Source organism: Oryzibacillus soli (assembly GCF_051594765.1).
In the GTDB taxonomy this organism is placed as follows: domain Bacteria; phylum Bacillota; class Bacilli; order Paenibacillales; family NBRC-103111; genus Paenibacillus_AR.
The window spans coordinates 494015-515998 of record NZ_JBPPGJ010000001.1; the positions used below are offsets into that span (position 1 = coordinate 494015).

A 21984-nucleotide genomic window follows, 5' to 3' on the forward strand; every position below is an offset into this window, starting at 1 on the left:
TGGGAAAGGGCCTGCCGGTGGGACAGACATTTACAGGCAAGAATCGGCATAGGTTAGTATCATCATGGCCGATTTGTCGTTTGGACGCGGCAGGAAGGTTGATCTGGAGAGAAAGGATGAGGCTACCATGTGCGGAATAACAGGCTGGATCGATTGGCAAAAGGACTTGACCCAGTACCCTGCCGTTCTCGAAGGGATGACGGAGACGCTGGCGCCCAGAGGCCCCGATGCATCGGGAACTTGGATCAATCGGCACTGCGCGCTCGGTCACCGCAGGCTGTCGGTAATGGATCCGGAGAACGGCGCCCAGCCCATGATCCGGGTGTACGGGGACTATACCTATACCATTGTCTATAACGGGGAGCTGTACAACGCCTTCGAGCTGAAGCGCGAGCTGGAGCAGCGCGGGCATGTGTTCAAAACCACTTGCGACACAGAGGTGCTCCTGGTGTCGTTCATCGAATGGGGCCGGGGCTGCGTGGACCGGCTGAATGGCATCTTCGCCTTCGCGGTGTGGAGCGATAAGGACGAGGCCCTGTACCTGGTCCGCGACCGGCTGGGGGTGAAGCCGCTGTTCTATGTGTTCCGGGACGGAGTCTTCCTGTTCGGCTCGGAGCCGAAGGCGATACTCGCCCATCCGGATTACGAGCCCGTGGTGGATCAGGAAGGCATCTCCGAAATATTCGGCATCGGCCCGGCCAGGACGCCGGGCCATGGCATCTATAAGGATATGTCGGAGCTGAAGCCGGGGCACTGCATGGTGGTGGACCGCAGCGGCATCTCCATCAAGACGTACTGGGCCCTGGAGAGCAAGCCGCATCCCCACGACGTGTTCGAGACGGCCTCCCACGTCCGGGAGCTCCTGCTCGATACCGTGCAGCGCCAGCTTATCTCCGACGTGCCGGTCTGCACCCTCTTGTCCGGCGGCCTGGACTCCAGCGCGCTTACAGCCATTGCGGCCTCCTATTACGCCGCCAACGGCCAAGGCGCAGTCCCCACCTATTCGGTGGATTACGTGGACAACGACAAGCATTTTAAGGCGAACGCGTTCCAGCCCAATGCCGACGCTCCCTGGATCAAGCGGATGAGCGAGCATCTGGGGACCGTACACCATCCGGTGGAGTTCGACACGCCGGAGCTGGTGGAGTCGCTGAAGAGCGCCGTATTGGCCCGGGATACGCCGGGCATGGCGGACGTGGACGGCTCCTTGTACCTCTTCTGCCGGGAAATCAAGAAGGGCGCCACCGTGGCCGTGTCCGGCGAGGCGGCGGATGAGATCTTCGGCGGCTACCCCTGGTTCCACCGGGAGGACTCCCTGCAGGCGGATACCTTCCCCTGGGCGCTGAAGGTCAAGGACCGGGCCACCATTCTGTCCCTCGAGGCGGCCGATTACATCCGTCCCGAGGAGTATGCCCGGAACCGCTATCGGCAGGCTCTCGACGAGGTTCCCCACCTGGACGGGGAGAACGCCCAGCAGCGCCGGATGAGGGAGATATCGTACCTGAATGTGACCCGCTTCATGCCAACACTCCTGGACCGGAAGGACCGGATGAGCATGGCGGTAGGCCTCGAGGTCCGGGTGCCTTATTGCGATCACCGCCTGGTGGAGTACGTATGGAACATCCCCTGGGAGATCAAGACCGCCGGCGACCGGGAGAAGGGCATTCTTCGCCAGGCCTTGAAGGGCATTCTGCCCGACGATGTCCTCTTCCGCAAGAAGAGCCCCTATCCGAAGACCCACAACCCGAATTACATGTCCGCCGTCCGCGAGCAGCTCCGGGAGATCCTGCACGATCCGTCATCTCCGCTGCTGCCTCTCATAAATGTAGCTCAATTGAAGGAAATGACGAAGCCGGACAGCACCACGTCGGACTTCCCGTGGTTCGGGCAGCTCATGACCGGCCCCCAGCTGTTCGCCTTCCTGATCCAGACGGACTTCTGGCTCCGGACGTATAAGATTTCGGTTCGGTAATGGTTTAGCCGGCTTGAGCGGTTCACGCCAGGCCGGCTTCACGGTATACGGGCTGCAGACGAAGAACGTCCTCACGGCGATTGCCAGGGGGCGTTCTTACACCTCGCGTCGCGGCCAAATGCACAAATAAGCCGCCGGCCCGAGGGCCGACGGCTTATTTGTGCGCTGCGTTTGGAGCATCAAAACAACAGCTCCATCATCTGTTTGAAGGCCAACGCACGGTGGCTGATCTTGTTCTTCTCCTCCAGGGGAAGCTCCGCCATCGTCTGGCTGTATTCGGGCAAATAAAAATAGGGATCATAGCCAAAGCCGCCCGAACCTCTTGCCTCCCCCAGAATGTAGCCTTCGCAGGAGCCCTCGAACAGTATGCTCTGCCGCTGGGTGGGATCCGTCAGCACCAGGGAGCAGACATACGCCGCCTTGCTCCAGACCGGCGGATGCCCCACGCCAAGCCGCATGGACGGGAATGTCAACTTGGACGCCAGATCCCGCAGCAGCTTGGCGTTGTTCTCGTGATCCTTGGCGCCCTCGCCTGCATACCGGGCGGACCGGACGCCCGGCTCGCCTCCCAGCGCCTCCACCACGAGGCCCGAATCGTCGGCCAGCACCGGCACGCCGAGACGATAGGCCACCGTCTCCGCCTTGATCCGGGCATTCTCCGTGAAGGTCCGTCCGTTCTCCTCGATATCCGGGATCTCCGGATAATCCGCCAGACTCTTCACCCCGATGCCCCGTCTCCGGAACATCTCTGCGATTTCTCGGACCTTGCCTTGATTTTTGGTGGCAACCACCATGATTTTGCTCAAGCGCGGCACGCTCCTTTGCGTCCTCCCGGGATCAGGTCCGCGATGGGACCCAAGGCTTCCATCTGAACCAGGATCAGCTCCTGGATGCCCTTCTCCGCCAAGGCCAAGAGCGAATCCAGCTCCTCCCTCGAGAACGGAGCCTCCTCGCCGGTGCCCTGCACCTCCACGAACTGGCCGGAGCCCGTCATGACCACATTCATGTCCACCTTGGCCGCCGAATCCTCTTCATACTTCAGGTCAAGAGCCGGATTCCCTCCCACCACGCCGACACTGACGGATGCCAGATAGTCCTTGATCGGGAACACGGATAACTGCTTCTCCTGACAGATCTTATGAATCGCGTAGGCCATAGCCACGAAGGCGCCGGTGATGGAGGTCGTCCGGGTTCCTCCGTCCGCCTGGATGACGTCGCAGTCCAGCGTAATCGTCCGCTCCCCCAGCTTCTCCAGATCCACAACGGACCGCAGCGCGCGGCCGATGAGCCGCTGAATCTCCATGGTCCGTCCGCCCAGCTTGCCCTTGGCCGCTTCCCGTTGGTTGCGGACCTGTGTGGCGCGGGGAAGCATGGAATATTCGGCGGTGACCCAGCCTCTACCCTGTCCCTTCATGAACGGCGGCACCCGTTCCTCCACGGAGGCCGTACAGATCACCTTCGTGTCCCCCACTTCGATCAGTACCGAGCCTTCCGCGTGCTTGATATAAGGTGTCGTGATATGAACCGGGCGCAGTTCATCCAGCTGTCTTCCGTCGATGCGCATGTTGATGGATCCTCCCCTGATTAGCCTGCCTAGGTCCCTGCCGTCCTGCATTTCCATAGCAAAGTATACCTCATTTTAACAAAGGTTACGCACGGGGGCAAAATAAACCTTACCGCCGACCCCAAGGGACGGGCTTCGCATGGAAACGCGATGTCTGCTATGATGGGATGCAGAGGGAACGCAAGACTATATGGAATGGAGAGATTGCCCATCATGACTACCGAAACCATCAAGTGGGGCGTACTGGGCTATGCCCGCATCGCCAAGATGTCCCTGATCCCCGCCATTCGTCAGGCCGGCAACTCGGAGCTGTATGCCGTGGCTTCCCGTGATCCGGAGAAGCGCAAGGAATGCGAAGAGCTGTTCGGACCCGCCAAACTGTACGGCACCTACGAGGAGCTCCTGGACGATCCGGACGTGCAGGCGGTCTATATCCCCCTGCCCAATTCGATGCACAAGGAATGGGCCATCAAGGCCATGGCCAAGGGCAAGCACGTGCTCTGTGAAAAACCGATGGCCCTCGACGCCGCCGAGACCCTCGACATGATCGAAGCCTCCAAGCGCTGCGGCGTCTGGCTCATGGAGGCCTTCATGTACCGCTTCACCGACCTGGCCGACAAAGTGAAGGCCGTCGTGGCCGGCGGCGAGATCGGACCGGTCAGAGCGATCAGCTCCACCTACCGCTTCTTCCTCGACCGCCCCAACACCATCAAGGTGAAGCCGGAGCTGGGCGGCGGCTCCCTATACGACGTGGGCTGCTACCCCGTCAGCTTCATCAACATGATCACCGGCAAGCTTCCCGTCTCCTGCGCCGCCGACGCCCAGATGGAGAACGGAGTCGATGTCTCGTTCTCTGGCGTGCTGAAGTACGACGACGGCGTGATCGCCACCGTCAGCTGCGGGTTCAACGCCTTCCGGGAGATCCGCTCGGAGATCGTCGGCACCCTGGGCCGCATTGAGATACCCGAAACCTTCGCCGGTGCTGACGCGGCCTTCCAGGTCGTGACGGCCGCCGGCTCCCGCACCGTGCCGGTTGCCGATACCGGACGCTATGCCCTGGAGGTGGCGGACTTCGCCGACGCCGTCCTGCACAACCGTCCGCCCCGGATGACCCTGGAGGACAGCCTCCTGAACATGCAGGTCATCGACATGCTGCTCGGGGCCATCCGCAAGGAAGCCTGAGCAAGAACTCCGATCCGACGAAACGCCCTGCCTGACGCTGGAGCTCCAGCGGCAAGCAGGGCGTTTTTGCGGGATCGTTACATTTTGACCGGATTGATGTGATCGGGAGCGGCAACCGGCTTGGAGTAGCTGGTGTTGTCCGTTCCGGCCACCTTCACGTCGCCGTTGACCATCAGCTGGACCTTGGCGGCTCCTGTCGTTTCGGTCAGAGACAGGATCAGGGCTTGGGCGGCGGCAGCCGGCACCTTCTTGTCGGAGCCCAGCAGCTTATCGTTGAAGTCGACGGTGATGGTGCTCTTGTCGTCGGACAGCTTCACCTGCAGAAGCCCGATGTCGGAGGCCATGACGGAAGCCAAGCCCTTGGCGGCGTCCGGCCCCTTGATCAGCTGCTCCACGGCGGCCTTGGCCAGATTGTCCGTCCGGGGTACCATCCGGGTGACCGGCACATAGTAGTCATACTTCTCGGGCGTCTGGTTCTTGAAGTACAGGGTCACCGGAACCGCCTGGCCCAGATTCATGCCGCTGGCGAACTCCAGATTGATGCCCATGGCCCGGGTCATTTCCTTATCGACGGGCGTCTTGGCACCGGCCATCTCGGTCAGGGTCTTCCCTTCCACGCGGATGGAGACCTTCTCGACGGAGTCCAGCCCGGTCAGCGTCCAGACCACCGCCTCCAGCACCTTGCGCTCGTCCTCCGTCTTATAATTGTTGAATTCCTTGGAGAAATCCACGGTGGCCAGCTTCTGGTCATCCTTGATATCGATGCCCTTGATCACCGTGCCCTTGGGCAGGAGTGACGTGAAGCCTTGGGGAAGGGCCGGTGTGCCCTTGGCCCCGTCTACCATCGCCTCCAGGGACCTCTTGGCGACCTCGACGGTCTTCTCCACATAGACCGAGACCGGAGCGACCATTCCTCTCGGATCCTTGAAGTACAGCGTCACCTGTCTGCCGTTCGCGGCGTTGACGGGCACGCTGGCGGTCTCCATCATGGATTCGGCGCCCGAAGGCGGCGGATCGATGGCTTGGCCGGATTCCTTCTTGTTGATGAGCGAGCAGCCGGTGGACAGCAGGGCGGCCACACTGACGACTGCAGCCAGACGAAGCGCAGAATTCCTTTTCATGGCGGGGATCCTCCTTGTTTTGACGCGAGCGGGAGCGTATCTCGCAATCGTTGGACTAGTTTCAACTTGTACTATATGTATACGGGCCTGACCGCATTTTATAACTGCAATTTGTCCACACTGAAGGAGAAATACCTGCGAAGTTGGGCACGCATGCCTGCTCGAGCATACAAGGGGAAGGAACGGATGCAGATGGCGTACAGCTTGAACAGCGAAGCAGTGGCGAAGGCCACCCATGAATGGCTGGCGAAACGGGGGGTCAAGCGGGAGGATATGGCGGAGCTCGTCTTCTTCCTGCAGAAGGATTATTACCCCGACCTGAAGATGGAGGAATGTCTGGCCAGCGTGGACAAGGTTCTGGAGAAGCGCGAGGTGCACAACGCCGTACTCACCGGCATCCAGCTGGATCTCTTGGCCGAGGAGGGCAAGCTGCTTCCCCCTCTTCAGGAGATGGTCTACAACGATGAGGGCCTGTACGGCATCGACGAGGTCATGGCCCTCTCCATCGTCAACGTCTACGGAAGCATCGGCTTTACCAACTACGGCTACATCGACAAGCTGAAACCGGGGATTCTGAAGAAGCTGAACGACAAGCACGACGGGGAGATCCATACGTTCCTAGACGATATCGTCGGCGCGATCGCCGCCTCCGCAGCCAGCCGCATCGCCCACCGGAAGCAGGCCAAGGCCGAGGAGCAGCAAAAGGTGTAAGCCGGACAAGGGCCGGCTTGCATGCACTGCCGGAGCAGGGCCGACGTATGCTCCAGTATTTTCAGATAGGGCCGTCCTTCACCGGGCGGCTTTCTTTTTTGGCAATGTAAGAAAATCTCACACAGATCGTTGTCCGGGTTGCCCCCGAAGCGCTTGGGAGCTATACTGTTACAAACAAGCACCTGCTGCGGCTTAAGGAGGCACACCCAGATGGAGCTTCGAACCTTACGGATTATCGGAGACAAGGAAGGCAAATCCAGCGACGACCGGGACGAATACGAACGGGACTACAGCCGGCTCATCGGCTCTCCCGCCTTCCGGCGGCTTCAAGGGAAATCCCAGGTGTTCGGCGCAGGGACCGGAGATTATTACCGCACGCGCCTGACCCATTCCCTTGAGGTCTCCCAGATCGCCCGGGAGCTGGCCGGACGCCTGAACCGCAAGTACCCGGGGCTGGCGAAGGAGACCCACCCGGGATTGGTACTCGACAAGGCGGTGGTCGAGATCGCCGCGCTGGCCCATGATCTGGGCCATCCCCCCTTCGGCCATAAGGGCGAGGAAGTGCTGAACGGGATCCTGCTCCATCGGTACGGCATGAAATATGAAGGAAACGCGCAAAATTACCGGATTCTCATGTTCCTGGAGAAGCGGGCGGGCAGCGACCGGGGCTTGGATCTGACGGCCGCCGTACTCCTGGCCATCAACAAGTACCCGTATTCCCTGGAGGAGCCGGGCCGGATCAAGGGCGTATACGGCTCGGAGTGGGCCGAGATCGTCAAGCTGCGTTCCCTGTGGGGCATGCCCCAGGGCTGCGCCACGCTGGAGGCCCAGCTCATGGACCTGTGCGACGACATCGCCTACTCCACCCACGACATCGAGGACGGGATCCGGGCCGGCAAGATCCAGATGCACGAGGCGTTCTTCCACAGCCCCAGGCTCATTCGCAGCCTGGTGGAGGAGATCCGCAAGGAGGAGGGCAACGGCCGCCACTACTGGAGCGGCGTCGACGTAGAGGAGACGGTAAGGCAGGCGCTTGAGGCCTACTGGGTTCAATGGAGCCGCATCCTCGCCGAATGCGGCGGCGAAGCCTCCCGGGCCCGGCGGGAGCTGAAGGCCCAGTGGGTCGGCCTCTATGCAGGCTCCGTCGGCCTTGTGGACGATTCGGGCCTGGGCTGGCGGAGAATCGCTTTTGTCCGCGACGGCCAGGAGGACTTGGGGCTCCTCCGCACTATGGAAATTCTGAAGAAGCTGGCTTGGGTGACCATGATCACCGACTTCCGGGTCCAGCGGATCCAGAAGCGCAGCGAGAACATTCTGGAGAAGCTGTGGGAGGCCTTCGACGATCCGGACAAGGCGCCGCTGATCCTGCCCCCGGATTGGAACTCCCGCTATGAGCGCAATCAGGATAAGTGGCCCTGGCCCCGCTTCGTCGCCGATTACATCGCCGGCATGACCGACGCTTACGCCGAGAAGGTGTACCAGGAGCTGTACGGGAACCGGTCCGGGTCCATCTACGAGAGAGATTAGGGGACCGCCTCTTCGCACGAACACACGGCAAAAAAGCTGCTCCCACCGGTAAGATCCGGTTTGGAAGCAGCTTTTTTCACTTTCCCGACAGCTAGCTGAAGAGCCGCTTCAGCCACCCCAGCACATCGCTGGTCAAGGGGATGAGGCCGAAGCCGTGCTGTCCGATTGCGACGGCCCCTAGGACGTTCTTGCCGATAGCCACGGCGCCCAGCGCATACCGGCCGATGCCGACGGCCCCGATGCCGAGCCCTCCCGACACGGCCACCGCCCCCAGAGACAGCAGGTCGCTTACGGCGACGGCGCCCAAGGCCAGCAGCCAGCCGATGGCCACGGCGCCGGCTCCGATCACCCCGAAGCTGACGGCTCCGACGGCCACCACCCCCACCGCCACGTCACCGATGGCGATGATGCCTACCGCCACCTCCGGCTTGCGTCCCCGTCCCATTCTGCTCTTGATCCGGACTAGAGGAATGCCCTGCTCCGGCCACCTGTAGTCCACGCTGCCGCCGCTCTGCTGAAACCCGAGATTGGCGAAGCGGTCGGAATATCTGGTTATATAGCGCCACCATGGCTGCATCGAATCACACGCTCCCCGTCACGATTCTTCTCTTATCTATTGTAGCGCTTTCCGATCCGCTGCCAAGCTGCCCGGGAAGGAGAAGCGGCTCGGTCGAGAGACCGAGCCGCTGTTGTCAGACCGCCATGAACACATCCGCGCCGCCCCGTTCTCCCCGGCGAAGCCTGCCAGCCCTCTCCAGATGGACCAGGTGGGCTATCGTTTCCGACATGGCGAACCGCATCTGGTGCACCGACAGCCGGGTGCCGAAGAGACGGATGCAGACCTCGTAGGCGTTACCCGGTCCTTCCGTCAAGAAGCCGTAAATCTGCTCCAGCCGATTCTCATGATGGACGACCAGTTGAGCGCAGCGCTCCGTGAACGTGCCTGTGATGGCGTTCCGGTGTCCCGGGTAGGCCGTCTCCACCCTGTACGTGCCCAAGAGCCGAAGCCCGTCCAGGAACCGCTGCAGCGGATCCTCCTCGACGCCAGGCACTTAGCTGATATTCGGCGAGATGTTGGGAAGCACCGCATCTCCGCAGAACATCTCTCCGGTCTGAGCCCGGTAGAAGCTCAGGTGTCCGGCGGCGTGTCCCCCCGTCTCCACTGCCGTGTATGTCCCGTCCCCCAGCCGGATCGTCTCGCCGTCGCGGATCAGGGCGATCTCGGGGCGAGGCGACACCAGGGACACGAAGCTCTCCAGATGGGGCAGCATGGCGGCCGCCAGCTCCCGCTCCATGCCGTGGCGGATGAAGAGCCGCCACAGCTCATCGGCTTGGGCACGCTCCTCCCCCCACATGCGGTCCGCCTGCCTCTTGCCCCATTCGGAGAGGAAGACCGGCGCCCCGCTCCGCTCCTGGAACAGTCCCGCCAATCCGTAGTGGTCCGGGTGATGGTGGGTCAGCACGATCCGCTCCACGTTCCGGAAGCCGCTGCCCAGACGGGCCCAGACCTCGTCCCACACCTCCAGCGCCTCCGGCGTATGAAGGCCCGGATCCAGCACGGTCCAACCGTTATCTCCGGACACGAGGTAGCTGTTCACGTACTGAAGCGGATACGGCACGGGCACCTTCACCCGGTGGATCAAGGGGTTCCCCGTCGGCTGAAGTCCCATTCCGCCGCCGCTCATACCGTCCGCTCCTTATGCCCGATCATGATGAGGCGCGGAGACGTCTCCGGCTCATAGGACATGGCATCGTAGCTGCCGAACACACGGTCGATGACAAGCCCCGTGCCGGCCATCAGCCGCCGGAAATCGTCCAGCCCGTACAGCTTCACCTGCTCCATGTACTGCCGGTCCGGATGCCCGGGCTCCGACAGCACGATGCGCTTGCGTACGAAGCCGTCCTCCAGGCTGCGGCGCTCGTCGATCACCACGCCCTCATCTTTCCGCTCCGAGTGCGGAACCAGATGCTTCGCGACATACGCAGCGTTCAGGAAATCGATGATAAACCGCCCCTCCGGCTTCAGCAGCCGGGCGATCTCGGACAGCACCTTGGCGTTCTCCGCCTCCTCCTCGAAGTAGCCGAAGGAGGTGAACAGGTTCACCACCGCATCGAAGGGGCCGTCCGCCGGAACACGGCGCATGTCTCCCTCGAGCCACACTACCCGCCCGCTGTCCTCCAGCTTGCATGCCTCCGCCAGCAGCACCTTCGACAGGTCCATCCCCGTCACCTTGTAGCCCTCGTCCGCCAAGGCCACCGAATGCCGCCCCATGCCGCAGCAGAGATCGAAGATCTTCGAGCCCTCCGGCAGCTCCAGCCAATCGACCATCCGCTTGACTTCCGCCTGGGCGCCCTGCATATCCCGGTGTTTATACACAAGCAGGTAATCCTGCCCGAAGCTTTCTTCATACCAAGCCATTCCCATTTCCTCCTATGCAGCAATCCGTAACAGGCACTTTCCCCATTGTACCGTGGAAAAAGCCCCCTTCGCAATCCGAAGGGGGCTTCGCCGCAGCCGTTAAGGCGCACCGGCCGATGCCGGAGCAGCGGCTGCCTGGACCAGGGCCTGCGCGCCGAGCCGGGCTTCGCCGCGCAGGAACAGCACGGCGGCCTCCGCCCGGGTCACGGCCGCCACAGGGCGGAAGCTGCCGTCGGCATAGCCCTGGAGCAGGTCCGCCCCCTTCAGGGCGGCCACTGCGCTCCAGGACCACCGGGACGGCAGCACGTCGTTGAACCCGGCGGGCGCCGTACCGACACCGCCGGGAGTCCATCCGCCGGGAGCGGAGGCGCCGCCCATGGCCCGGTAGAGCATGGCCGCCAGCTCCTCCCGGGACACCGGACGGTCCGGCGCGAAGGTGCCGTCGCCGTTACCGCCCACCAGGCCGTAGCGCTGGGCCAGGCCGATCTCCGTCTTCGCCCAATGGCTGGACGGCACGTCGGCGAAGACCGCAGCGCTCTGGCCCGCAGCGGACGCGGACAGCTTCAGGATCCGGGTCAGAATGGCCGCCGCCTGGGCCCGGGTCAGGGGCTCCTCCGGTCCGAAGGACGCGCCGCCCGTACCGTTCATCCAGCCCTTCTGCGACACGGTCCGAATCCCGCTCTCCGCCCAATGACCGGCTGCATCCGAGAAGTAGATGCCGTTCAGCCAGGAAGCGTAGTAGCTCCAGGTGGCCGGGGTTTCCTGGCTCAAGGCCCAGATGCCCGTGCCCTTCAGCCCGTATTTCCCCACCAGATCCAGCTTCGCCTTGATGGAACGTTCGTTGTCGTACCAGACGGTGTAGGTTCCCGGTTCCAGCTTGCGGGAGTTGACCACCGGCGGATTGGTCTCCTCCGGCGCCACGGTCATGGTGAAGACCGCTGCTTGAACGGCTGCGTCGTAGGACGGCGTCACCCCGAAGCGGGCCGCCAATGCTTCAGCCGTCTTGTTCGGAATGCCCGCACCCGTGATGCCGCCGCCCTCCTTCCAGAACCGGCCGTAGAAGGGAATACCCAGCACCAGCTTCTCCGCCGGAACCGCTCTCAAAGCCGCCTGCACGGACTTCTCCACCCAAGCCAGCGAGGCCACCGGTCCGGGAACCGGATCCCCCTCCCAATGCTCGTCGTAAGCCATCAGCATGAGATAGTCGCTGGCGGCGGCCAGCCCGGGCAGGTCGTAGGAGGCCTGCCAGCCCTTGGTCCATCCGGCCGGGTTGGCGGCGATGGCCACGGACAGCTCCGTGCCGGCCGGCAGCTTCTGCCGGAGCAGCCGGACCAGGTCCGTGTAGGCGTCCCGGTCCTGCTCGGTCAGGTTCTCCAGATCCACGTTCACCCCGTCCAGCCGGTAGCGGAGAACGGCCTCCGCGATGGACGAGGCCAGCGCTTCCCGGTTCGCCAGAGCCCTGCGCCCCGTCTCGCGGTCCCAATGGTTGCTCAGGAAGGGCACGACCTTGACACCCTTGTCCTTCATGGCTTGGACCAGAACGCTGATATCCGAGGTCAGCTTCAAGCCACCCTCCGGCGTGAGATCGAACAGGGTCGGCGACACCCGGTTTAAGGCTTGGCCCGAAGCCTCCACCTGACGGACGAACGCTTCCGGCGTTCCGAAATACAAGTAGCCCAGATTCAGCTTGGACGCATATACCCCATCCGAGATTCCTCCGGCCCATAAGCCTGCGGCCAGAATCGCCAAACATGCGGTTTTCTTGATGTCCATTCCCACTATGCACCCTCCGCCGTTCACGAATCGGCTTGCATCAGCCGTTATACCCAGTTTACCTAGGAGGGATTTAGGCGGTAAACCTGTAACTTATGGGAATCCCGGCAAAGAAGACAAATTCTATAGGAAGAGATATAATGTAAGAAAAATTCTCACGAACGCCACAAAAAAGGAGGGCTCATCATGGCCTGGACTTTCTTCTGGGCATTCCTGTCCGTTGCCATCGTCCTGTGGATCACCTTGTGGGTGACCCGGAAGGCTTATTCCAAGAAGTGGGACGAATCAGGCGACAACGGGGATACGCCGCCCCCTTCCCGCTCCGGCGACCAATGAAGAACAAGGGACTGCAGCCCTGGAACCGGCCCTCGAAGGCCGGCTCTGGGGGCAGTCCCTTTCTTTACTACTACCGTACGCCGTCCAGCAAGGACCGAAGCTTCTCCCGGTTCATGGCCACCCATCTCATGCGGGCCGCCGTATCGGGAATCTGGCCCTGCAGCACGGCCGGGGCATCCACCCCGTCCATGAAACGCCCGAGGAAATGGATGAACACATCCAGACTTCTAAGCTGCATCAGAACCGGCAGAGCGGCCCGCTCCTCCGGCAGCAGCTCCGGACCGCTGCCGAAGCCCCGCCAGAAAGCCCGGAGCGAGTCCCACACATCACGCTGCGCCTCGGATGCTTCCTCCTCCATTGCGCTGCAGGCTCCCGGAACCAGTCCCCATAGGCAAACCGCAGGCTCCATCGCCCGTAGGTCCATCGTCGCGAACTCAAAATCCAGCAGCGCCGCCACGGAGCCGTCCGGATGGGCCAGGGCGTTGGTAGCATTCAGGTCCCCATGGATCAGCTGATGGGGCAGCTTCTTAAGGGCCGCAAGCTCCAGCCGGATCCGTACAATCTCACCCGACAGAAACCGGAGGTCCTCCCGGTAGGGATGAAGTCCCTCCGGCGGATCGGAGCAGAGCCGGGCCACCTCCTCCAGACTGCAGCGGGGATGAGCCGAGCCCAGCTCATAGTACGGCGGATATTGGGGCTCCAAGCCGCCCCCCCATTCCCCGCTGCCGATTTCCTTCATCGCCGTCGTGAGCTCGGCGGCAGCCGCTCCGAAGGCCTCGGCCTCCGCCGGAACCAGCAGGTCCGGGCGCCGTCCCTCAATATAGGCGAACAGGGCTGCCAGCTTGCCGTACTCCGGCAAGCACACCGCCGTCTCCCCCGACGGCGCGGGCAGCGGCTGCGGCACCCGGAAGCCCAATCCCCGCTGAGCCAGTCTCCTCAGCACTTCATGCTCGAAGGCCGCCTTGGCCGGGTCGTTATGGCTGTTGTAGATCCGCAGCACATATCGATGGTCTCCGGCCCGGATCCGCCGGGTCATGTTGTTCATCCCGCTGGGTCCCGCCTCCAGCTCATAAGGGGTGCTCCCCAAAAAGGCGCTTACCGCCGCACCGATCACCTCGTCCTCCGTTCCGTTCCCGGCTGGCGGCACATGTCCCGTACTTTCCGTCATCCTCTCACCCTTCCCGTAACCTCAGGCCGGCGCTGCACCGCTCAGCCGCTATATTCGTTATATTAGGGGACTCCTGACGGAAGGGCAAGTCCCTGTGACGCACACGTTTTCTTGCCTAGACAAGATATGGTACACTACTTGTTGGAGTTGTTTTTGGCCAAAAGTCCATTCATGTGAGGAGACGAACAGATGAGCAATCTCGGAGTATGGGAAAATGCGGAACCCGGCGTCAAACGCTGCATCCTGAACGCCAACGGGGGCCTGATGATGATGGAGGTTCATTTCGAGCAGGACGCGGAGGGCTACCAGCACAGCCACGTTCATGAGCAGATGAGCTACTGCCTGAAGGGCAAGATTGCCTTCACCATCGAAGGCGTGGAAACGGTGATCTCCCAAGGACAGACGATCTACATTCCCAGCGGCGCGCGCCATGGCGTCAAGGCCCTGGAGCCGTCCGCCCTGCTCGACGTCTTCACTCCGATCCGCGAGGATCTGCTGAAACGCTAAGCAGCAGCGTACGGGAACGACAAAACCCGCTGACACCGGCATGCCGGTATACAGCGGGTTTTCTTGCGTCTGGCGGATGCGCCGATGGCCGGTACATGTCCGGCTACAGCTCCACCGGATACAAACGGCTGGCCGCACTCCAGGTGTCTCCCGGCAGGACGCCGATCATTCCCGAATCCTCCCTCGACAGCCCCAGGTTGGGGGCGTTCACGCGGCAGGTCTGGGGCTCCGGGCAGAAGTAGCCGGGGGTGGCGCCGTTATTGAAGAGCATCCAATGCTTGTAGGAACGGTGCGTTTCATACACCAGCTTGATCTTGGCACTGTTATCCGTCAGCTCCATCCGGTTGGGGCCTTCCGTTGACTCTGCCGTATAATGGTGGTCCAGCGGCATGGCGAACGGATCCGCTCCGGCGCTCCTCATTTCTTCCTCCCAGGGGGTCAGCTCCAGCAGGCGGCCAGTTGGCAGCATCCGTTCTCCCATCTCGATCCGGCGTCCCACGTTCAAGGTGAACCGATAATCCTCCGCTCTGCTGCCCGGTGCGAACGGCGCGTTGATGGAGGTATGGAAGCCCAGCAGGACGGGGAGCTCCTCCTGTCCGAGGTTGTGAACCTCCACCAATTGGGTCAAGCCGTTGGCTCCAAGGGTATACGTCATGCGGAAGGTGAAGGTATGGGGGAAGTAAGCATAGGCGGGGTGACCCGGTCCCACCCGGGCCTCTACCGCCGCGTGCGCCGTGTCCATCACCGTCCCGTAATCATGCGTCTCCCATGTCTCCCGAAGCAGGAACCCATGGGAGTGATTGTTGTGGGCGGCATTGTTGATGGGGAAAGCGTACGTGACGCCGTTCCAGGGGAACTTCCCGTCCTCCAGCCGGTTCGGCGGAAACAGCACTGGTACCCCGTAGTGGGTCGGCTTCTCCCTGAACCTCTCCCACTCCTTCTCCGTCGGCTCATGCAGGAACCGGAGATCCCGCTCCACTTCGCGGAAGCGGACCAGATTTCCTCCGGCGCTAGGCAGCAGGACAGCCTCATACCCACCTGCGGCCAGCCACACCGCCTCCTCTCCATTCCATTCCCCGATCCAAGCCCGGGCATCCTGATGCATCATGACGTTCTCCTCCGCTCTTCCTTCAACTTGATTGCCATGCCTCATAGGTCCGGTCCCAGAAAATCGGTCATGATGCCCTCCGCTCCCATGCCGGCATACTCCTCCGCTTCCTCCGTGCTGTTGCAGGTATAAATGTAGAAGCCCAAGCCGTTGTCCTTCAGGCTCTCAATCAAGGGCCAGCTGACCTCGTCAGTCTGGAGATCGATATCCGTCAGACCGTTCCCCAGCATAAAATCCACCACATGCTCCGGCTCCAGATCATCCGTCAGATAAGGAGAATAGATCTTCTTGTCGAAGGAATGGATGCTCTCCACGGCATCCAGCATCTCCTGATCGTAGATCTCCGGTATCAAGCGGTCCAGAAGCCCGGAATCCTTCTCCTCCGCCGTTCGGACGATCTGGCTGAACTTCTGCAGGACCTCCTCCTCCTCCAGACTCTTCGTGTCCAGGATCAGCTCCGTATCCGGATGCTTCTCCATGAATTCCAAGACATCCTCCAGCAGGGTCGGACGGTATTGGTCGTAAATCTTGTAGCTAAGGAACTCCTCTGAAGAAAGCTGGCAGTCGGCAAGCTCCTCCGGCTCCGAGGGCTGCAGGTAGGCGCCCCAATCATGCCGCGCGGCAAGCCGCCCGTCGCTCGTCAGGATGAGATCCGTCTCGAACATCCGGAAGCCCGCCTCATAGCTCGCGGCCATGGCGTCGATGGAGTTGGTGTAGTCATATCCGTCCATGCCCCCCAAGGCATGGGCTATCGCCTTCACGGGATGGCTCTCGGGGTGGACTTCTTCATTGTCAGAGGCCTTCTCATCCCCGGATGGGGTGTCGTCTAATCCATCCATGCCCTTCATGTCAGGCGATGCCGCAGGTACGAAATGGTTCTCGGGAAGGAGTTCTTCATCGCTTGGGACTTTCACGTCTATGGAAGGGGTGTTGTCCAGTCCGTTGACATCGCCAACCACTTGCGCTGCCGCCGTCACGGAATGGTTCTCGGCCTCGGTGGATAAGGACGCGAAGAGGGAAGCCAGCAGGAGCGCCGCGCTTGCGGTCCGCCTCCATTTTGCAGCTCGGTTGTGCATGTGCAGTCACGCTCCATGTTCGAATAGTTGGACAAGCCATTCTCCATCATACCGGACCTTTCTCCATTCTAACAGATGCTTCCGTACTATATTGCCGCATTGCTTACTTCAAGGTGAGTAGGTCACATTGTTTTCAGCCCTTTCGGTTGGGAAGCGGATTGTTTATAATGGCCAAGGAAGCGATTACGATTGCGGGAGGAATCACCCCATGCCTTATCAAGCAGAATCTGCACGTTACAGCAGCATGACATACAACCGGTGCGGCCGCTCCGGCCTGAAGCTCCCCGCCATTTCCTTGGGACTGTGGCACAACTTCGGCGGCGTGGATTCCTTCGAGAACGGACGCGCCATGATCCGCAAGGCCTTCGACCTGGGCATTACCCATTTCGACCTGGCGAACAACTACGGACCGCCTCCGGGCTCCGCCGAGGAGATGTTCGGCCGGATGCTGGCCACCGATCTGGCTCCTTACCGGGATGAGATCATCATCTCCAGCAAGGCCGGTTACCACATGTGGGAAGGTCCATACGGCGACTGGGGCTCCCGCAAATATCTGGTCTCCAGCCTCGACCAGAGCTTGAAGCGCATGGGCCTGGACTATGTGGACATCTTCTACCACCACCGTCCCGACCCGGAAACCCCTCTGGAGGAAACCATGTCGGCCCTGGACCATATCGTCCGCCAAGGCAAGGCCCTGTACGTGGGAATCTCCAACTACAACGCGGAGCAAACCGCCGAAGCGGTTCGCATTCTTCGCAGTCTCGGCACCCCTCTTCTGATTCACCAGCCTTCGTACTCCATGCTGAACCGCTGGATCGAGAACGGCCTGCAGGATGTGCTGGAGGAGAGCGGCGTCGGCAGCATCGCCTTCTGTCCCTTGGCCCAAGGCCTATTGACCGACAAGTATATCGCGGGCATTCCCTCCGGCTCCCGGGCGACCCGCAATGTGTTCCTGAAGGAGAAGGACATTACGGAAGCGACGCTGACCAAGGTGAAGGCGCTTCAGGAGATCGCTCAGGCCAGAGGACAGTCCTTGGCGCAGATGGCTCTGGCATGGGTGCTCCGCGGCGGCCGCGTCACCTCCGCACTGATCGGGGCAAGCCGTCCCAGCCAGATCGAGGAGAATGTGGCGGCCTTGTCCAATACCGGCTTCCATGCGGAGGAGCTGGACCGGATCGAGAGCGTTCTTCGTCCATAATGAACAGCCCTCCCCCCATCTTTCGCATGGGTGTGGAGGGTTATTTCATGCAGGAATACATATTTTTGCTGGATCTATATAAAAAGCAGAACAATCCCTATATAATAATCTGTGGTACGATATGGATCCGCTTCCATCCAGTGGACGCAGCTCCTGCACTTCAGTCGTCACTTCTTATGAATGCGTAGGTGTTACGAATGGCCATGCGCTCCAAAGATTGGTATGGAACCCCCATGTCTTCCTGCGATACCGCGAATCCCCTGTTCGGGGAAGACGAACTTGCCTCGAACATTCTGGCCGACATTCCCGTCGGCATTATCATTGTGAGCGCCAAGGTGGAAGTCGTCTACGTAAATGAAGCGGCCTGCCGGTGCTTAAGGCTGACCCGGGAACAGATCCGGGACAAGAAGCCGCCTCATTACAAGTGGCATATGATCAACCGGGATGGAAGCCGCCTGCCCATCTACTACAACCGGATCCTGATGGAACTGCTGGAGGGCCACGAGGTCCGAGACAAGCTGGTAGGCGTATGGAACGAGGAATCCGGCCTCTACAATTGGCTCATGCTGAGCGCCAAGCCCGATATGCGCCGGTCCGAGACCCGATATCTGGTCATGCTCCATGACGTAACGGAGCTGATCGAAAGCAAGGAACGCTACAAAACCATCACCGAGCACTCCCTGGATGCCATCTGCATCATTGACGGAACGCAGTGGGTCTACCTGAATCAACCGGGCCTTGACCTCTTCGAGGCGGACGGACCGGAGCAGCTGATCGGCATGCCTTACGAGAACCTGCTGCATTCCCGGCATCATGCCGGGTGCAGGGAGCGGTGCAGGAGCGTGCTGGAGGATCACCGGGTTGCCGAGCTGATCGAGGAGGAATGGTTCACCCTGAAGGGCAACCGGCTCCACTGCGAGGTTCTGGGGGTTCCCACCGTACTTGGGAACAAACGGATGATCAAGCTGATCATCCGGAACATCACCGAGCGCAAGCGCGCCCAAGAGATGCTGCTCCAGTCCGAGAAGCTGAACATCGCCGGGCAGATCGCCGCCTCCGTCGCCCATGAGATCCGCAACCCGCTGACTTCCCTGAAGGGCTTCATCAAGCTGATGCGGCAACAGGGTGCCACCGACCGGTATCTGCAGATCATGGAGGTGGAGCTGGAGCGGATCAACAGCATCGCCCAGGAGATGCTGTACCTCGGCAAGCCGCAGACCGTCGATAAGAAGGTGCTGAGTCTGCCGGCCATTCTGGAGCAGGTCACCGGGCTGATGGAGAGCCAGGCGCATATGATGAACGTGTCCATCGAGCTGTTATATGCCGAACGGCTTCGGATCATGGGGGATGAGAACCAGCTGAAGCAGCTGCTCATCAACCTGATCAAGAATGCGGTGGAAGCCATGCCGGATGGAGGGAAGATCTTCGTTCGCTCCATGCGGGAGGAAGGCTATGCCGTTCTGACCGTCGAGGACCAAGGCAGCGGCATCCCCAAGGAGCAGATCGAGAACCTGGGCCGCCCGTTCTTCACCACCAAGTCCGGCGGAACCGGGTTAGGGCTGATGGTGTGCCGGAACATAATCAAAGAGCATGACGGCTTGCTGGAGGTATCCAGCCGGCCCGGCTGCGGAACGGTCTTCACGGTCCGTCTGCCCCTGGTATGTGACAACAACAACAGCCCGTCCCCCTGCGTATAGCGGGGAACGGGCTGTTGTCCGTTAAGCAGGGGCGTTCCGTTGCGCCCGGAGCTTCCTGTTGGCTCCTAGTCTTCCAGTGCTTCCAGCACGGTGTTCACGGTCCGGTCCGGCCGGATCCGGTCCTCGTCCCCAGGCTGGTACTTACCCGACCGGACAAGACAGTTCCGGATTCCCGCTTCGGCAGCTCCGGCGATGTCCGTCAGAACGTCGTCCCCGATGGCGGTGACCTCCTGTGCCCGTAAGCCCAACTCGCCAAGCACGGCTTCGTACATGAGCGGGGACGGCTTCCCCAGCACCATCGCTTCCTGCCCGGAGGCGCTCTCGAACAGCCGGCAGAAGGCCCCGGTATCGAGCTTCGGGCCACGGTCTGACCAATAAAAGGGCGAGCTGCTCAGCGTGAGGAGCTTCGCTCCCTTGTGAAGCATCTCGAAGATCCGGTTCAGCTCTGCATAGCCGAAGGGAATCCCTTCGAAATCGCACAGCACCACATACTCCGGAGTGCCGCTGCACGGCAGCTGGGGCTGGATGCTAAGCCTGCTGCGGATCCGCTCCGGGCCGACGAACAAGTAGGAGGCCGTGCGCCGGATGCTCAGATACCGGTCCAGAATATGCACTGGGGTCAGGACTTCGCCGGGAAGCACCGGCATCCCCCAGCTCTGAAGCATGCCGGCCAGCTCCTCTGCCGAACGGCCTACGGCGTTGGTGACCACACGGAACGGGATGTCGCGGAATCGGAGCCGGTTCATGAACCGGACCGCTTCCGGGCAGGGGGCTCCCCGGTGTACCAGCGTTCCTTCCAAATCGATGATCCAGCCTTGAGTCAGCTTCTTCGCCTCCTTAATAGGATTCGTATCGTCATGAAGCACTTTACTCTTGGGAGCCTGTTAGCCGGTCCGGCAGGGAGTAGGTCCTGTCGTTCTGGTCCCGCTCCAGGAGCACCATTTCACCCGCAGCGGCCAATTCGTCCAGGAAGGAGCAAACCGCCGTATAAAGGTAGGGCTTGCCGGTAGAGTAGCGCCTGTCATCCCCTCCATAGGAGGAGATCAAGAGCTCGGAGATCACCCTGGCGCTCTGCATGCCCTGGCGCAAAGCCTGGCGCACGGCGGATTGCAGCCGGACCTCCAGGCTCAAGAGCGATGTTGACCGCTGCCCGCCCATGGATGATGCGGGAGCAGATGTCTCCGGGAATGCCCCGAACGGAACCGTGCCGTCATCCTGCCCCTGCGCTTCCTCCGGCGGCGGTTCCGGAAGCGGGGGCTCCCCGCCCCCATCTCCGAACAGATCCGCCTCTCCGAACAAGTCGAAGGCTACCTGCCCGAATTCGGGCTCCTTCCTCTTCTTGGGAGCCGGCGTCTCCGGGGCCGGCGGCGAGGAAGCGGACTGCCGCAGCGCCGCCGCCACCCGGGGACGGATAGGGGGCGAGACCGTCAGATGCTGGCGGATCAGCCGCTTCAGCCGGAGCGTCTGACGGTCCAGAAGCGGCAGACCCAGCTCCAGGTGCCGGGAGATGTCTCCCGGCAGCGCCAGCCCGGACGGGATGTCCCCGATGGCCCGCTCCGGAGTCCACCCGTCCCGCATCTTCGACAGAATCTCGTGCAGCTCGAAATCGATGGCCTCGAAGCAGTCCTTGATCTGGGCCACCACCTTGGCATCGATGCCCGTATGGAGCTCCAGGTGCGTAATGCCGAAGGTATGGGTCTGCCCCGTCTTCAGATTCTTGACGGTGTGGGCATACCTTAGCGACCGGCCGCAGTCGCACTTCAGCGCATCGGTCACTTCGCCCGCATCCTCGTAGCGCAGATAGATCCAATCGTCCACCAGCATCTCGATCTCCTCGAAGCTGGCATCCTCCGGAATATGGGCTCCCTTGCGGGAAGCCATGATCCGGGCGAATTGGGTCTTGCGCCCCCGCACCATCATCTCGTCCGCGAACCGGCGCTGCTCCGGATTCAAGAGCGCCAAAAGCCGGTCCCGCTCCTCCACGGTCAAATCATACACAGAAAGCATCCTATCGTACTCCTCTTTCCGTTCTTTCCTTACGGCTATCGTACCATAAGAACGAATGTTCCGGAAGAGCGGATGACGAAGAGCCTTTGTCTCCCGGCCTACGGGAAGCAAAGGCTCTGTCAAAAAAGGGGCGGCCCCCTGGACCCGGGGCCTTACAGCAGCCGCACCTCGTATTCGCAATGCTCGTCCCCGCATACATTGCATTTGATCTCCCGGACTTGAACGGGACGGTTCAGGATCTTCCGCAGCGCGCCCTCCAGGATGGCACCCTCCAGGTCACAGACCAGCTTCTCCTCCAGAACCGGCAGCCCCTTGCAGAAGCAGTCCTCCACGGCGATCCGGAGCAGGCTCTCCTCCCGGTGCACGATGGACGGAATGCCGATCTTCAGCTCCCGGAACAGCGCAAGCAGCTCCTCCACGGTCTCGGCCGGCATAGTCTCGCCGATCTTCCGTCCGATGGTGACGGTCGTTCCCTTCCCGCCCATAGGCAGCGCCTGGTACATGCCGATCAGCCGGATGGTCCGGAACAGCTCCAAGGGAACCTGATCACCCAATTCCTTGCGGTCGATGCGCTTCATATCTCCGTATGTAAACCCTTGCTGCTCCATGCTTATGCCC

Annotated in this window: 22 protein-coding genes; 8 read left to right on the top strand and 14 right to left on the bottom strand. The window is 61.6% G+C overall.

Features of this window, described 5'->3' with window-relative positions; all coding sequences use genetic code 11:
* Window positions 1-127 precede the first annotated feature (127 nt).
* Window positions 128-1972, top strand: coding sequence for an asparagine synthase (glutamine-hydrolyzing) (asnB, locus tag ACSEXW_RS01840; protein ID WP_438444374.1), 1845 nt, complete (start codon window positions 128-130; stop codon window positions 1970-1972).
* Window positions 1973-2151: 179 nt separating this feature from the next.
* Here asnB and ACSEXW_RS01845 read toward each other — a convergent pair whose 3' ends face one another.
* On the bottom strand, window positions 2152-2766 hold the full coding sequence (locus ACSEXW_RS01845; RefSeq protein WP_438444420.1) for an XTP/dITP diphosphatase: 615 nt from the start codon (window positions 2764-2766) through the stop codon (window positions 2152-2154).
* 8 nt (window positions 2767-2774) lie between these two features.
* Window positions 2775-3536: a ribonuclease PH gene (gene rph, locus ACSEXW_RS01850; RefSeq protein ID WP_438444375.1), complete on the bottom strand. Its 762-nt coding sequence runs from the start codon at window positions 3534-3536 to the stop codon at window positions 2775-2777.
* 213 nt (window positions 3537-3749) lie between these two features.
* On the opposite strand from rph, the gene ACSEXW_RS01855 reads away from it, so the two are divergent.
* The gene (locus tag ACSEXW_RS01855; RefSeq protein WP_438444376.1) at window positions 3750-4718 is read left to right on the top strand and encodes a Gfo/Idh/MocA family protein; all 969 of its coding nucleotides are present in this window, start codon (window positions 3750-3752) and stop codon (window positions 4716-4718) included.
* A gap of 77 nt (window positions 4719-4795) precedes the next feature.
* Here ACSEXW_RS01855 and ACSEXW_RS01860 read toward each other — a convergent pair whose 3' ends face one another.
* Window positions 4796-5839 carry a GerMN domain-containing protein gene (locus tag ACSEXW_RS01860; RefSeq protein ID WP_438444377.1) on the bottom strand — a complete coding sequence of 348 codons (1044 nt, stop codon included), beginning with the start codon at window positions 5837-5839 and terminating at the stop codon, window positions 4796-4798.
* A gap of 186 nt (window positions 5840-6025) precedes the next feature.
* Here ACSEXW_RS01860 and ACSEXW_RS01865 point away from each other — a divergent pair, with 186 nt between their 5' ends.
* Entirely contained in the window at window positions 6026-6550 is a 525-nt protein-coding gene (locus tag ACSEXW_RS01865) for a phosphatidylglycerophosphatase A family protein (RefSeq protein ID WP_438444378.1), read from the top strand.
* 210 nt (window positions 6551-6760) lie between these two features.
* Window positions 6761-8077, top strand: coding sequence for a deoxyguanosinetriphosphate triphosphohydrolase family protein (locus ACSEXW_RS01870; RefSeq protein ID WP_438444379.1), 1317 nt, complete (start codon window positions 6761-6763; stop codon window positions 8075-8077).
* 91 nt (window positions 8078-8168) lie between these two features.
* Here the strand turns inward: ACSEXW_RS01870 and ACSEXW_RS01875 are convergent, their stop codons facing one another.
* The 5 genes from ACSEXW_RS01875 to ACSEXW_RS01895 form a co-directional block, all read right to left on the bottom strand.
* A complete protein-coding gene (locus ACSEXW_RS01875; RefSeq protein ID WP_438444380.1) occupies window positions 8169-8654 on the bottom strand; it encodes a hypothetical protein in 486 nt (161 codons plus the stop codon).
* Between the two features lie 115 nt (window positions 8655-8769).
* Window positions 8770-9129: a hypothetical protein gene (locus ACSEXW_RS01880; protein WP_438444381.1), complete on the bottom strand. Its 360-nt coding sequence runs from the start codon at window positions 9127-9129 to the stop codon at window positions 8770-8772.
* On the bottom strand, window positions 9130-9762 hold the full coding sequence (locus ACSEXW_RS01885; RefSeq protein ID WP_438444382.1) for an MBL fold metallo-hydrolase: 633 nt from the start codon (window positions 9760-9762) through the stop codon (window positions 9130-9132).
* Window positions 9759-10502, bottom strand: coding sequence for a class I SAM-dependent methyltransferase (locus ACSEXW_RS01890; RefSeq protein WP_438444383.1), 744 nt, complete (start codon window positions 10500-10502; stop codon window positions 9759-9761). The genes ACSEXW_RS01885 and ACSEXW_RS01890 overlap by 4 nt, the downstream gene beginning before the upstream one ends.
* Before the next feature lie 93 nt (window positions 10503-10595).
* Window positions 10596-12269, bottom strand: coding sequence for an S-layer homology domain-containing protein (locus ACSEXW_RS01895; protein WP_438444384.1), 1674 nt, complete (start codon window positions 12267-12269; stop codon window positions 10596-10598).
* Window positions 12270-12455: 186 nt separating this feature from the next.
* Between ACSEXW_RS01895 and ACSEXW_RS01900 the strand changes: the two genes are divergently transcribed.
* A complete protein-coding gene (locus ACSEXW_RS01900) occupies window positions 12456-12605 on the top strand; it encodes a hypothetical protein (protein WP_438444385.1) in 150 nt (49 codons plus the stop codon).
* Between the two features lie 70 nt (window positions 12606-12675).
* Here ACSEXW_RS01900 and ACSEXW_RS01905 read toward each other — a convergent pair whose 3' ends face one another.
* On the bottom strand, window positions 12676-13773 hold the full coding sequence (locus tag ACSEXW_RS01905; protein ID WP_438444386.1) for a phosphotransferase: 1098 nt from the start codon (window positions 13771-13773) through the stop codon (window positions 12676-12678).
* A 189-nt stretch (window positions 13774-13962) separates the two neighbouring features.
* Here ACSEXW_RS01905 and ACSEXW_RS01910 point away from each other — a divergent pair, with 189 nt between their 5' ends.
* A complete protein-coding gene (locus ACSEXW_RS01910) occupies window positions 13963-14280 on the top strand; it encodes a cupin domain-containing protein (RefSeq protein WP_438444387.1) in 318 nt (105 codons plus the stop codon).
* A gap of 103 nt (window positions 14281-14383) precedes the next feature.
* On the opposite strand, the gene ACSEXW_RS01915 is transcribed toward ACSEXW_RS01910, so the two are convergent.
* Window positions 14384-15388, bottom strand: a complete 1005-nt coding sequence (locus tag ACSEXW_RS01915; RefSeq protein WP_438444388.1) for an aldose 1-epimerase — start codon at window positions 15386-15388, stop codon at window positions 14384-14386.
* Window positions 15389-15429: 41 nt separating this feature from the next.
* Window positions 15430-16464 (bottom strand): phosphatidylinositol-specific phospholipase C/glycerophosphodiester phosphodiesterase family protein, encoded by a 1035-nt coding sequence (locus tag ACSEXW_RS01920; protein ID WP_438444389.1) that lies wholly within the window; start codon window positions 16462-16464, stop codon window positions 15430-15432.
* 208 nt (window positions 16465-16672) lie between these two features.
* Between ACSEXW_RS01920 and mgrA the strand changes: the two genes are divergently transcribed.
* Both mgrA and ACSEXW_RS01930 read left to right on the top strand, forming a co-directional pair.
* The gene (gene mgrA, locus ACSEXW_RS01925; RefSeq protein ID WP_438444390.1) at window positions 16673-17662 is read left to right on the top strand and encodes an L-glyceraldehyde 3-phosphate reductase; all 990 of its coding nucleotides are present in this window, start codon (window positions 16673-16675) and stop codon (window positions 17660-17662) included.
* A 203-nt stretch (window positions 17663-17865) separates the two neighbouring features.
* Window positions 17866-19359, top strand: a complete 1494-nt coding sequence (locus ACSEXW_RS01930; RefSeq protein WP_438444391.1) for an ATP-binding protein — start codon at window positions 17866-17868, stop codon at window positions 19357-19359.
* Between the two features lie 65 nt (window positions 19360-19424).
* Here ACSEXW_RS01930 and ACSEXW_RS01935 read toward each other — a convergent pair whose 3' ends face one another.
* From ACSEXW_RS01935 to ACSEXW_RS01945, 3 genes are all read right to left on the bottom strand, one after another.
* Window positions 19425-20225, bottom strand: coding sequence for an HAD-IIA family hydrolase (locus ACSEXW_RS01935; protein ID WP_438444392.1), 801 nt, complete (start codon window positions 20223-20225; stop codon window positions 19425-19427).
* A gap of 1 nt (window position 20226) precedes the next feature.
* Window positions 20227-21366: a DUF3895 domain-containing protein gene (locus ACSEXW_RS01940; RefSeq protein WP_438444393.1), complete on the bottom strand. Its 1140-nt coding sequence runs from the start codon at window positions 21364-21366 to the stop codon at window positions 20227-20229.
* Between the two features lie 152 nt (window positions 21367-21518).
* Window positions 21519-21974 carry a V4R domain-containing protein gene (locus ACSEXW_RS01945; protein ID WP_438444394.1) on the bottom strand — a complete coding sequence of 152 codons (456 nt, stop codon included), beginning with the start codon at window positions 21972-21974 and terminating at the stop codon, window positions 21519-21521.
* Between the last annotated feature and the right edge of the window lie 10 nt (window positions 21975-21984).